We start from the raw sequence: 12564 nt of genomic DNA, 5'->3' as shown, positions 1-12564 counted from the left end.
CGGAGCATATTTCATGGACAGATTTCAGCTTGGGATCGAAATTGCCCTTTCAGTGCTGCTTCTGGTGACTATTTTTTACAGCCTTTATCTGGGGCGGGCCCTGTCCGTGCTGCGGCGTGACCGGGGCCAGCTCGACGCCCTGATTTCCAGCCTTCAGTCCAGCAGTGCTCAGGCTCAGTCCGGCATTGATCATCTGCGTCAGACCACGGAACTCGTAGGTCGTGCTCTGGGCAAGACGGTTGAGTCCGGCAAGAGCCTGAAACGAGACCTGGCTATGCTCTGTGACCGCTCGGAAACTCTTGCCCAGCAGTTGGAATCCCTGCTGCCAGCCGGGCGTGTCGCAGCTAAAGCCGCGCCTCGGGTTGAAGAAAAGCCTGAGGAAACGTCGTTTCGTTCAGCGCTCCGTCTGAAGCCGGAGGAGGTGCGGACGATGAAGCCCAGTGGCAGCAAGAGTGCGGCCGAGCGTGAGCTTCTGCGCGCTCTGCGTCAGAAGCAGGGATAACCAGGGCATGTTTTTCCGTATTCTGCATCTCGCCTGCGGCCTGATGATTGTTCTTCTCGGGGTTAAGGTTTACGCGATTGCGGGAGATCTGATGGGCGATACAGACACCCCATCGTCCGCTCTGGCCACTGTCGCCATGGCTCAACCTCAACCTGTTGCGCCCGTAGTGGCGCCCCCTCAGGTCCAGCCTCCCAAGCCTGCTGAAACCGTTCCTTCTGCCACTGTGGCTTCTCCGAAAACCGATGATCTGTGTGCCAAAGGGGGATGCAAGGGCCCTGCACCTGCAGATGTGCCGTCTTTGGTCCAGCCAGCTGATCCTGCTCTTGCTGAGCAACTTGCTTCACGGGAGAAAGAACTGGATCGCCGGGATGCGGCTCTGAATGACCGTCAACGTCTTGTTGATGCTGCTGAGGAAGAACTCCAGCGCCGCATGACTGCGCTGGAGAATTCCCGAACTGCGCTCGAAAGCAGCGAACAACATACGGACCAGTTGCGGAACGATGACGCGGATCGGCTCGTCAAAATCTATCAGACGATGAGGCCGGAAGATGCTGCTGCGATCTTCAACATTCTTGATTTGCGCGTTGGTGTGGCGCTCCTCAACAGGATGAACCCTCGCAAGGCTTCAGCCATCATGGAAGCAATGTCGCCTCAGCGCGCCATTCTGGCGACGCAGCTCTTGGCAAATTCCCACGCACGACCTGTCTCCCGGATGGGTGGCAACGGATGAAAAGGGCGATCCTGGCCGCAGTTCTGGGTTTTTCTTCCTTTGGAGGAGAAGTCGCCGCGCAGACCAGAACGTCCAGTGTAAAATCCGGACCAGAGAAAGGCCATGTCAGTCCTGCAACAGATGAGAAGCTGTTGCCTGCTGGATGGTCGTTTCTGAACGATCCTGCACCGCTTTTCCCGCACCCGGAAAAAGCGATGCAGGAGAAACGGATTTCGGCCGATTCTGCTCCGCTATCCGAACCTCGGCCTCAAGTTGTGAATGCGCCTCCCGTAGCGTCCATGCAGATTCCCGACGCGACCGGGCTCTGGCTGCCGCTTGGAGAACTAACGCCTGTCGCGGCCTTTCGGAACGGCCAGAATATCGTCCTTGTGGCGGCTGGGCGGCATGCTCTTGATACAGCAGGCCTGTCTGGCGTCGGGCCTTTCACGTCCGTCTCCAGCAGACTTCTCCCTGATGTAACGGTTATCACCATCGGAGTGTCTGATGATCGTGATCCGGTTTTGCGTCCTGTGGGGGCGGGGTGGACGGTTTCGATCGCTTCTGACGTAAAGCCTCAGGCTGATATGCTGCTGGGGCAGGACGGAAACGCATTGACGTTCACATCGCCTGTTCAGGATGGGTTGCCACAGGTCGTGGCACTGGATGATCCGGCTTCGGGTCGGAGGCTGCTGCTGGGAATGACGCGATCGGGACGTATCGAACAGCCCATGCGCCGTCAGGGAAGCGGCTTTGCAGTTCGAAGCAGTCTGATGGGTGTGGTGGTTGCGGCTGATTCTGACGAGATCGAATTGCGTCAGGCGGCAGGAAAGCTGGTTCTGGATACGATGGGGCCGGGCAGTTTTCCTTTGATGGCGTCCAACCGGCTTCAACCCTATGGCTCCTCCCTGAGTGGCGTCAGTCTGGGAGCCGGAGCACCAGAAGAACTGCGCGAGGCGCTTAGAAGGAGTGTGAATGCTGCCGCTCTGGCTTCGTCGGCTGACCGGTTTGAGGCTCGTATGCGGGTTGCTCAGGCGGCAGCGCGCGCGGGGAATGGACCGCTTCTGGGTGAAGTCATGCAGGTGGCATTACAGGACTGGCCTGAAGGCGCGGAAAAACCTGAGGCGCGCCGGTTGCAACAGATTTCGGCCGTGCTTAACCAGCGCGAAGTCTCATCCTATCTGACTGAAGATGGAGGGAGTACTCCTGAGGATCAGCTCTGGCGCGGGATGATGCGCATGCTTATGCCGTCCGCCAGTCGGGCTGGGCAAACTGCATCAGGGACGCTGGAAAGCGACCATAGCCATACGGCAGACCTGATTGCGACTGGCTTGCCTGTTCTTCAGGCATATGCGGCCCCTTTGCGAGACCGTCTCATGCCGTCTGCCGCCCAGTGGGTGGCGCGATATGGCAATGAAAACGCGACGAAAATTCTTGAGCAGTTTCCAGATGATCCGCAGGTGGCTCTCGCGAAAGCGCTTCTGGCGGCTCGCCGGAATGCCCCGGATGCAGAAGAGAAGCTGAAGGCGCTGTCACATGAAACGTCGCCCCTGGTCTGGCCGGTGGCGCGAGAAGCGCTGCTTCGACAGGCATTGGATAGAAAAACTCTGCCGTCGCAGGCTGTGGCCGATCAGGTTGATGGCATTTTGCCGGCACTTCGGATCGCGGGTCGGGAAAAGAATGCCCGGCTTTTGCAGATTGAGGCGCTGATGAACGGTGGCAATCTCGCAGGTGCTGCGGCAGCGATTCAGGAATGGAATCGCCTCTATCCTGACGATATGGCTGAAGTGGAGCTCCAGAAGACGGATATCATCCGCCGTATGGCGCAGGCTGCCCCTTCAGGCGGGAGGCAGAATATGGATGAAGTCGTTTTTCTGAAGGATGCGCTGAACGGAGCTTCAGAGAACGTTCCCTTACTGCGGGATATTCTCGATGGTTTGGCGCGTCGTTATGAGGCCATGGGGCTGCCGGATCAGGAACGGGATGCTCTGAGGAAACTTGTGGACCTTCAGAGTGGTGCGCAGGGTATGGCGGTCCGGACCCGGTTGGCTAGGCTCGAACTCGATATGGGAGATGCCAAGGCAGCACGGCAGGATCTCTCGGCGTTTGCCGAAGGCTCTCCTGATGCGGCGCTGGCTCTGCCGGGAGGGAGCAGCAGTCAGTCCGTGGAGGTTGCGCTTTTGCGTGCGCAGATTGCGCTGGCCGATCATCGTTCGGATGAAGCAGCGGGCGAGCTTGCCACTATTCGGGATCCGCGAGCCTGGACGCTGAGGGCCCAGATGGCTGAAAAGGCAGGGGAGTGGTCCCGGGCGGTGGAGGCCCTGACGCCCATGCTGGACGCGCTGCCCGGGGCTGGCGAGGCGGCGAAGGTGCCGCTTTCTCCTGACCAGCAGGCTCTCATTCTTCGGATTGGCGGAGATGCGTCCAGAGCGCAGGATCAGCAGACGCTCAGAAATCTTCAGACCCGGTTTGGTCCGTCGATGAAAGGGACAGCTTCTGAAGGTGTTTTCAGTCTGTTGACAGGGAGCAAGGATGGCGCCGCGACGCCACCCGTCTCGGCTGGTGGTTAATGCCCTTTCGGGGGAGGGCTGACAGGACGATGTCCTTCGAGAAAAACTCTGATGCCGTAAGCCATGAATTCCTCGAGCTTTTCTTTTGAACGGCTTGGTTTGCAATGTGTGAGGCGTCCCAGTGTCGGGCCGCCGAGTGTCATGCCGAAAAGGAGGTCCGAGGCTTCTGTGATGTCGGGAATGTCCAGTCTGCCTGCTTCGGACTGAATGGTCATCCAGTTCTGAATGGGCAGAACGCGCCCCGAGAGCTGAAAAAGATCTGCGACCAGTTGCCGGACAGCGGGGTTGCGGCTTGTTTCCGTAATGACGGAGCGCAGCAGGCTCAGACGCTCATCACAGAACATGCAGGCAGCAATACTGGTCATGAGGCCCAGAAGCTGTTTTTCCATAGAGTCCGTGGGGACGGGCGTGTAGTTTATGGGAGCGAACAGCCGCTCGAGGATCAGCGTTTCGAACAGGACCTGTTTGGAGTCGAAAAACTGGTAGAGAGTTTTTTTAGACATTCCCGAGCAGGACGCGATGCTGTCCATCGACGTGGCGTGATAGCCATGGGTGATCAGGACCGAACTGGCGGCGTCGAGAATCCGGTTGCGTCTTTCCGCTTCGTCGAGCTGCGCTGGGCGGCCACAGCAGGACTGTTTCCGGTCTTCGGACTGGCTGCTCGACTGACTGGGCAAGATGAACTCCGATATTATTTCACAGACCGAATTGACGTCTGTCAAAGAAACCCGCTAGTTTCCGTCCTCGCGGGAAACTAGCGGGTTTCTGTATCACAGGATAGCGGCCGTATCATGCCTTCTTTTCAGAAAATGTCTTTGAATTGTTCTGCTGCCCTGTCTCCGGTCGGTTCGTGGGGTGGGAGGGGCAGTTTTCTGGTGCCGCTTCTGGCGCTCCCGCTGCTGGTGGCAGGGTGTCAGAAAAAAACGCCCCCTCCCCAGATGCCGCCCCAGCCTGTCGATGTGGTCACGCTCAAGACCCAGCCGGTTACGCTTGAGACGTCCCTGCCGGGACGGACGGATGCTTACGAACAGGCGCAGATCCGTCCGCAGGTGAATGGTGTCATTGTCTCGCGTGATTTCGAGCAGGGTGCGGACGTCAAGGCTGGGCAGCAGCTTTTCCAGATCTACATCGCGCCGTATCAGGCCGCTTACGATCAGGCAAAGGCGCAGCTGCTGAACGCACAGGCCGTGTCGGCGCGGGCAGACGGGCAGCTCAAGCGCTATCGTCCGCTGGTGGCGGCTCATGCCGTGAGTTCGCAGGACTATGACAATACGCTGGCAACGGCGCGTGAGGCCGAAGCGCAGGTGGCACAGGCAAAAGCAGCGCTGGAAGCAGCCGCCGTCAACCTGAATTACACGCATGTTCGTGCGCCCATCAGTGGGCGTATTGGTCGTACGCTTTATACGGCGGGTGCGCTTCTGACGGCCGGGCAGACCCAGCCGGTTGCGGTTGTGACACGGCTCGATCCGATTTACGTGGACGTCAATCTGGCCGCCACCGACATGTTGCGCCTGAAGCGTGAACTGGCGGATGGGCAGCTGGAGCGGAATGGCACGGATGCGGCGGTCGGTCTGCGGCTGGAAGACAACACCGAATATCCGGTGCGTGGAAAGCTCCAGCTTTCCGAAGTCACGGTGGATCCGGCGACTGGAACGCTCGTCATGCGTGCCGTTTTCCCGAACCCCGATCATCTGCTTCTGCCGGGCATGTTCGTGAATGCCCACATTCAGGAAGGCATTGATCCGCACGGTATGCTGGTGCCGCAGGTTGCGGTGGCACGGGATGCCAAGGGCAATCCTTATGTCATGGTCGTGGACGACGAGAACAAGGTCAGCCAGCGTTCCATTCAGGTCCTGCGGACGGTCGGCGAGTCCTGGCTCGTTTCGGACGGTCTGAAGGCAGGCGAAAAGGTGATTGTGAGCGGCCTGCAGAAAGTGCAGCCGGGTGCGAAAGTATCGCCTCATGAAGCGCCGCCCGCAGCACCTGCGGGAAAGGCGGAGTAACCCCGCATGTCATTGTCCCGCTTCTTTATTGACCGGCCCATCTTTGCGTGGGTGATCGGTCTGATCATCATGCTCGTCGGTGGTGTCGCGATCACGCGCATGCCGATTGCGCAGTATCCGAACATTGCGCCGCCCCAGATTGCCATTTCGGTCATGTATCCGGGTGCATCTGCCGAGACGGTGAACAACACGGTTGTCCGCCCGATCCTTCAGCAGATGTATGGTCTGGATCATCTCGAATACCTGTCGGCTTCGTCTTATGCGAGCGGACAGATGGAGATTGACCTGACGTTCGAGCAGGGGACGAACCCTGACATCGCGCAGGTTCAGGTTCAGAACAAGCTCCAGCTGGCCCAGCCGCGTCTGCCGGCGGAAGTCACGGCGCAGGGTCTGAGCATCACGAAGGCGACCAAGAACTTCATGATGGTCGTGGCCTTCATTTCCGAAGATGGCAGCATGTCCGGGCAGGACATCTCGGATTATGTCGCGTCCAATATTTCCGATCCGCTGTCGCGTGTTTCGGGGGTGGGCGATCATACGCTGTTTGGTTCCGAATATGCGATGCGCGTCTGGCTGGACCCGTCGAAGCTCTACAATTTCGGCCTGACGGTCGGCGATGTCCAGTCCGCTATTCAGGCGCAGAACATCCAGGTTTCTTCGGGTGAACTTGGCGGTCTTCCGGCCAAGAAGGGCATCGGGTTCGATGCCACGATCATTGGTCCGACCCGTCTGAGCACGCCTGACCAGTTCAAGGAAATCCTGCTCAAGGTGCAGCAGGATGGCAGTCAGGTGCGTCTGAAGGACGTGGCGCGGGTCGAGCTTGGGGCGCAGAGCTATGCTCTGGGATCGTCTTACAACAACCATCCGGCCGCCGCGATGGCGCTCAAGCTGGCACCAGGGGCGAACCAGCTCAAGACCGAGGCTGCCGTTCGGGCGCGTCTGGGTGAGCTGAGCCGCTATTTCCCGCAGGGTCTGAAACTCGTCTATCCGCTGGATACCGAACCGTTCATCACGCTCTCTATCCATGAAGTGGTCGAGACGCTGATCGAGGCGATCGTCCTCGTCTTCATCGTGATGCTGATCTTCCTTCAGAACTTCCGCGCCACGCTGATCCCGACCATTGCCGTGCCGGTCGTTCTTCTGGGAACGTTCGGGCTGATGTCCATTGTGGGCTACAGCATCAACACGCTGACCATGCTGGCCATGGTGCTGGCGGTCGGTCTGCTGGTCGATGACGCGATCGTGGTGGTCGAGAACGTCGAACGTGTGATGACGGACAAGGGGTTGTCACCCAAGGAAGCGGCCCGCGTCTCCATGGACGAGATTTCGGGCGCGCTTGTGGGCATCGTGCTGGTGCTGACGGCGGTGTTCCTTCCGATGGCGGCTTTTGGTGGTTCAACGGGTGTGATCTATCGCCAGTTCTCCATCACGATCGTCGCGGCCATGTGGCTGTCGGTTCTGGTGGCGATGGTCATGACGCCGGCCCTCTGTGCATCCATGCTCAAGCCGACCCACAAGGGGCATGATCGTGGGCCCGCAGCTTGGTTCAACCGGACGTTCGATCGTATGACGAACGGTTATATCGGCGGCGTGAAATGGCTGATCCGCGTGCCGGTGGTCAGTATGATCGGGTTCGTTCTTCTGACGGCGCTTGTCGGGTTCCTGTTCATGCGCGTGCCGGGTGGGTTCCTGCCGGACGAGGATCAGGGGATCATCTTCGGGCAGGTCACAATGCGCAACGGAGCGACCGAAGCACAGACGGCGGCCGTCAACCGCAAGATTACCGACTACGTTCTCAAGACCTACGGTCCGTATGTTGAATCCGTCTTCACCATGACGGGCTTCAGCTTCGCGGGGCAGGGGCAGAGTGCGGGTGCGTTCTTCATCCGTATGAAGCCGTGGGACCAGCGTCCGGGCTCTGCACACACGACCATGACCGTGTCGCGTGAGATCATGATGCATTTCTGGATGGACCCGGAAGCGCAGATCTTCGCCGTCAATCCGCCTGCCGTGATGGAACTTGGCAATGCGACCGGCTTCGATCTGGAGCTGGAAGATACCGGACATCTGGGCCATGAAGCGCTGCTGGCCGCGCGAAACCAGATCCTGAGCGAAGCGGCGAAAAATCCGCTTCTGATGGCTGTCCGCCCTCTGGGTATGGACGATGCGCCGCAGTTCAAGCTCGATATCGACCGTGAGCGCGCCAATGCTTTTGGTCTGACGAATGCGGATATCAACACGACGATCGAAGGGGCGCTGGGCTCCATCTACGTCAACCAGTTCATGCGGAATGACCGCGTCAAGCAGGTCTATATCCAGGGTGAAGCCTGGGCGCGTATGACGCCGGAGGATCTGAACCGCTGGTATGTCCGCAATGCGATGGGGACGATGGTGCCGTTTAATGCCTTTGCCTCCGGGCACTGGGTCAACGGGCCGCAGAAGGTCGAGGACTATAATGGTCTGAACTCCTACGAAATCCAGGGTCAGCCGGCCGTGGGCGCAAGCTCGGGGCAGGCCATGACGGAAATGGAGAAGCTTCTGGCCAAGCTGCCGCGCGGCATTGGTTATGAGTGGACGGGTCTGTCGTTCGAACAGCTTGCTTCGGGTGGATCGACCGGGCCGCTCTATGCTCTGGCCGTTGTGGTCATCATGTTCTGTCTGGCGGCGCTTTATGAGAGCTGGGCCATTCCGTTCGCGGTGCTGCTCGTGCTCCCGCTCGGCGTGCTGGGTGCCATCGCATCGACGCTGGGACGCGGATTGGCCAACGACGTCTATTTTCAGGTCGGACTGCTCACGACGGTGGGTCTGTCGGTGAAGAACGCGATCCTGATCGTGGAATTCGCCAAAGCCTTCTTTGAAAGTGGCGAAAGTCTGGAAGATTCGGTTCTGGAAGCCGGACGCGAGCGTCTGCGTCCGATCCTCATGACGTCGATCGCCTTTGTCTGCGGTGTGTTTCCGCTGGCGATCGCGACCGGGGCTGGATCGGCGGCGCGTGTGGCGATCGGCACCTGTGTCGTGGGTGGCATGCTCTCGGCAACGCTGCTGGCGGTCTATTTCGTCCCGGTCTTCTTCGTGGTGGTGCTGCGTCTGTTCCGGGTCAGCCGGATCAGGGACCGGAAAGACCCGTACGCCCATCTGGACAACAAGGCGGCATCTGTCGCTGAAGGGGAGCACGGCGCATGAAGGCCCGTCTCGGACTGACTTCCGGATTTGCCGGGATGCTGATGCTCTCGGCCTGTAACATGGCGCCGGTTTACCACCGGCCCACGCAGGCCATCCAGAACAGCTACCCTGCAGATACGGCATCAAAGAACACGCCTGCGGCTCAGGCTGCGTCCAATCTCGGGTGGGAGGATTTCTTCACCGACCCGCGGTTGAAGGCGCTCGTGGCGCTGGCTCTGAAAAACAACCGCGACATCGCAGCGCAGCTTGATGCTGTGGGCGTTGCGCGCGGTCAGTACGAGATCCAGAATGCCTCGCTGTTTCCGATCATCTCGGCCGGCGGGCAGGGGATGTTCATGGCGCCATCCGATACGGCAGGTTTCTCGTTTGCGCCTGGAGTTGGTGAGCATATCTCGACCCTGCGTTTGTATCAGACGTCGATCGGATTTTCGTCTTACGAAATTGATCTGTGGGGCCGCATCCGCAACCTGACGCGTCAGCAAAAGGAAACGGTGCTGAACAACGTCGAGAACGCGCGGAACGTTCTCATCACGACGGTCTCGCAGATCGGGACGACCTACATCCAGTGGCTGGCTGACCGTGAGCAGCTCCGGGTGACGCGCGCCACGCTGGCGTCCGAGCGCGATACGCTGCGGCTGACACAGCTTTCCTATGACAATGGCGAAACGGATGCGCTGACGCTGGCGCAGGTCAAGACACAGGTCGAGCAGGCGTCCGCCTACGAGGCGCAATATACGCGCGCTCTGGCGGATGACGAGCATGCGCTTCAGCTTCTCGTCGGCTCGCCGCTGCCTTCGACTTTGCCGGAACCGGCGCCTTTCGGATCGCAGACCATGATCACGGATCTGCCGGAGGGTCTGCCTTCGGATTTGCTGGAGCAGCGGCCAGACGTCCGTGCGGCGGAGCATACCCTGCTCGGGGCCAATGCCAATGTGGGTGCAGCGCGTGCGGCGTTCTTCCCCCGCTTTACGCTGACGGCTTCGGAAGGCACCAGTTCGCTGCAGTTCCGCAAGCTGTTCACGCCGGGTGCCGAAACCTGGAGCATCTCCCCGTCCATCAGCATTCCGCTGCTGACCTGGGGGCAGAGCGAAGGGAACCTGATGATGGCCAAGGCGCAGTCCCGTCAGAATGCAGCGCAGTATGAAAAAACCGTACAGTCGGCGTTCCGGGAAGTTTCGGATGCGTTGACGGCACGGGAAACCTATACGACCCAGCAGCACCACATGGACGAATTGGTGGCGCAGTCGCAGCAGGCGTTCGATCTGGCCAACATGCGCTACAAGGCAGGCATCGACAGCTATCTGACGACCCTAACGCAGCAGCGCACCCTCTATCAGGCGCAGCAGAACGACATCATGGTCAAGGCCGCGCGGTTCCAGAATATTGTGACATTGTATCGCGCGCTCGGTGGTGGGTGGAGCCAGAAGACGGTTTCGCCTAAGGTGCCCGCACAAACGCACTGACCGGAGAGCATCATGCGCAGGTTGATTGTCCCAGTACTGGCCGTTCTTGCCGTGTCAGGCGCGGCCCTTGGTACGGCCGTGGCGCAGGATGCGGATGACGGTCCTAAAAAGCCGAGCATGCACGACCTGTATCACAACTCGTCGCTGCCCAAGAGCCATGCCGATTTCAGCCGGTATCGGTATCGCCCGCCGGGGGACAAGGTGATCGAGCAGCCGGATGCCTTCCGGCTGCTGTTCCAGACGAAGGACGGTCAGCCGGACGGTTATGCCGAACGGCGGGGAACGTCGGTCTTTTATTACGATCGCTACGGCAAGCTGCGTCAGATCCAGCCTCTGCCGGAGGATGAACCGGTCGACTGAATGCTGTCTTGATACAAAGCCGCTCTGACCTGTCAGAGCGGTTTTTTTATTCAGGGTTGCGGACCGGATGCCGCCCCGGCAGAAATTTCGGGTTTCCAGAGTCGGTACCCGTTTGCTGCCAGCACGACAAAACCGGCATAGAGCAGGGCTGTCGGATAAAGGCCGCGGCTGATGAACAGGGCGACATAGGCGCTGTCTACCACGATCCATAACAGCCAGGTTTCACGATAGCGCATGGTGTCCCAGTACTGGGCGAGAATGCTGTAGGCTGTGAGGGTGGCGTCCGTGATGGGCGTGGGATCGTTGGTGAAGCGGGCAAGGACGAACGCCCAGACAGCACTTCCCGCCGCACCGCAGAGTAGCCCTTTCAGAAGCGTGGGGCGTGTCGGACGACGGACGTGGATGCGGCCATCCGGTTTCGCCATCTGGCGCCAGTGCTGCCAGCCGTAGATGACATACAGACAGAATGCGATCTGAAGCCCGGCATCGGCGTAAAGTCGGGCCTGAAGGAAAATCCAGGAATACAGCCCTGCTGCGGCCAGAGACACGGGCCAGCAGATCATGCTGCGCCGCGATGTCAGCCAGACGGCAAGTGCGCTGAGGACGGCCCCCAGAATTTCGATCAGGGACATGGCGCCGTCTGGAGAAGATGCGTCAGCTTGTGCAGGAATTGCTGTCCTGTGGGAGACGAAAACCAGTGGGTATGGCCCAGAAGATAGTCCGTATAGGCGGCTTTTACCCCGGCTCTGTCATGAACGAGTGTTTCGTAATACGCGACTTCGGACAGGGCATATTCGACGTGAACGAGCGGCAGGAAAAGCGGTACCAGACGGCGTTCTTCGCTCGAAAGGGCATAGTGTGTCCGATAGCCTGACAAGAAGGCTTCGAGGCAGTCGAGACTGACAGGGCAGTCGTTTTCGGGGTTCAGCCATGCGATAGCGGTGCGTTCAATGGCGACAGCGAGATCGTAAGCGGCACAGGTGCGGTCCGACATGCCGAAATCAAGAATGCCGCAGACCTGCGCTTCCGGTCCGGTGCCGGTCCAAAACAGGTTTGAGGGGTGCCAGTCGCCATGACCCCAGCGGGGCTGGATTGTGTCGAGATATGGCTTCAGTCGTGCATGAAAGGGCAGGAGGGCCTGCGGAAGATCGTCGCGCCAGCGGTGATGTGTCAGGGCTTTGGCAAGCCCGGCCTGATGTGGGAGCCAGCGTTCCAGCCCGGTCATCAGGTCGGAAGATGTGATGACCTCGAAGGTGGAGAGGAGCGGGCGGCGGGAAGGGCGCGCAGGGGCGTCGAAGCTTCTGGACGCCGCGTGAAGCTGGCCAAGACGCTGGCCGCCGGAGAAAGCATGTTGGGCGTTGTGGAACGCTTCCCAGGATTGCACGGTCTCGTACAGATCATGGCCGGGCATAATGGAAAAGACTTCGTAGGCCGATCCGTTGAGATCGAGCGCGGCATCCCCGCTTTTGGTGCGCCATGTGTGGCCGACAGGAACCCCCTGTTCAGCCAGATGTGTGATGAAGCGGTGTTCTTCCGCAAGGGCTGTCGCATCGCGCAGGCAATGGTCGTGGCGTTTGAGGAAAACGCGGCTTCCATCCTCCAGCAAAACAACGCCGGTGGAGGAAAAGGGGCGTCGTCCGTGCCATACGACTTGCCGCGCGGGGGAAAGAAGTGGAAAACGGGACAGGACATCGCGGGCCTCGGCGTCCGACAAGGCGGGCCAGTCCCGTCTGCTTTCGGGGCCATTGACGCCGAACTGTCCGGAAGCCCCCATCAT

General features: G+C 59.8%; 10 protein-coding genes. 7 read left to right on the top strand and 3 right to left on the bottom strand.

Annotated elements, in window-relative coordinates:
• Positions 1–13: 13 nt before the first annotated feature.
• Genes HKD28_RS03325 through HKD28_RS03315 form a run of 3 tightly spaced genes read left to right on the top strand, consistent with a single transcriptional unit; the run spans position 14 to position 3778 of the window.
• Complete coding sequence (locus tag HKD28_RS03325; RefSeq protein WP_194266874.1) at positions 14–502, top strand: DUF6468 domain-containing protein; 489 nt, start codon at positions 14–16, stop codon at positions 500–502.
• 7 nt (positions 503–509) lie between these two features.
• Positions 510–1232 (top strand): MotE family protein, encoded by a 723-nt coding sequence (locus tag HKD28_RS03320; RefSeq protein ID WP_194266873.1) that lies wholly within the window; start codon positions 510–512, stop codon positions 1230–1232.
• Positions 1229–3778, top strand: coding sequence for a tetratricopeptide repeat protein (locus tag HKD28_RS03315; protein WP_194266872.1), 2550 nt, complete (start codon positions 1229–1231; stop codon positions 3776–3778). Before HKD28_RS03320 ends, HKD28_RS03315 begins: the two co-directional genes overlap by 4 nt.
• Here the strand turns inward: HKD28_RS03315 and HKD28_RS03310 are convergent.
• Positions 3775–4455: a TetR/AcrR family transcriptional regulator gene (locus HKD28_RS03310; RefSeq protein WP_235993278.1), complete on the bottom strand. Its 681-nt coding sequence runs from the start codon at positions 4453–4455 to the stop codon at positions 3775–3777. The genes HKD28_RS03315 and HKD28_RS03310 overlap by 4 nt on opposite strands.
• Before the next feature lie 114 nt (positions 4456–4569).
• On the opposite strand from HKD28_RS03310, the gene HKD28_RS03305 reads away from it, so the two are divergent.
• From HKD28_RS03305 to HKD28_RS03290, 4 genes are read left to right on the top strand one after another with little or no spacing between them, the layout of a single operon-like run.
• Positions 4570–5781, top strand: a complete 1212-nt coding sequence (locus HKD28_RS03305; protein ID WP_194266870.1) for an efflux RND transporter periplasmic adaptor subunit — start codon at positions 4570–4572, stop codon at positions 5779–5781.
• A gap of 6 nt (positions 5782–5787) precedes the next feature.
• Positions 5788–8964, top strand: coding sequence for an efflux RND transporter permease subunit (locus tag HKD28_RS03300; RefSeq protein WP_283092413.1), 3177 nt, complete (start codon positions 5788–5790; stop codon positions 8962–8964).
• Complete coding sequence (locus tag HKD28_RS03295) at positions 8961–10427, top strand: efflux transporter outer membrane subunit (RefSeq protein WP_194266869.1); 1467 nt, start codon at positions 8961–8963, stop codon at positions 10425–10427. Before HKD28_RS03300 ends, HKD28_RS03295 begins: the two co-directional genes overlap by 4 nt.
• Positions 10428–10439: 12 nt before the next feature.
• Positions 10440–10787: a hypothetical protein gene (locus HKD28_RS03290; RefSeq protein ID WP_099285649.1), complete on the top strand. Its 348-nt coding sequence runs from the start codon at positions 10440–10442 to the stop codon at positions 10785–10787.
• A 50-nt stretch (positions 10788–10837) separates the two neighbouring features.
• On the opposite strand, the gene pnuC is transcribed toward HKD28_RS03290, so the two are convergent.
• Together pnuC and HKD28_RS03280 are read right to left on the bottom strand one after the other, a co-directional pair.
• Positions 10838–11419: a nicotinamide riboside transporter PnuC gene (gene pnuC, locus HKD28_RS03285; protein ID WP_194266868.1), complete on the bottom strand. Its 582-nt coding sequence runs from the start codon at positions 11417–11419 to the stop codon at positions 10838–10840.
• Positions 11410–12564: a phosphotransferase enzyme family protein gene (locus tag HKD28_RS03280; RefSeq protein WP_194266867.1), complete on the bottom strand. Its 1155-nt coding sequence runs from the start codon at positions 12562–12564 to the stop codon at positions 11410–11412. Before HKD28_RS03280 ends, pnuC begins: the two co-directional genes overlap by 10 nt.

Origin of the sequence: Gluconobacter cadivus (assembly GCF_015244745.1) — a bacterium.
GTDB lineage: Bacteria > Pseudomonadota > Alphaproteobacteria > Acetobacterales > Acetobacteraceae > Gluconobacter > Gluconobacter cadivus.
The sequence above is the reverse complement of the archived record's forward strand: the minus strand, read 5'-3'. Positions and strand labels throughout refer to the sequence as shown.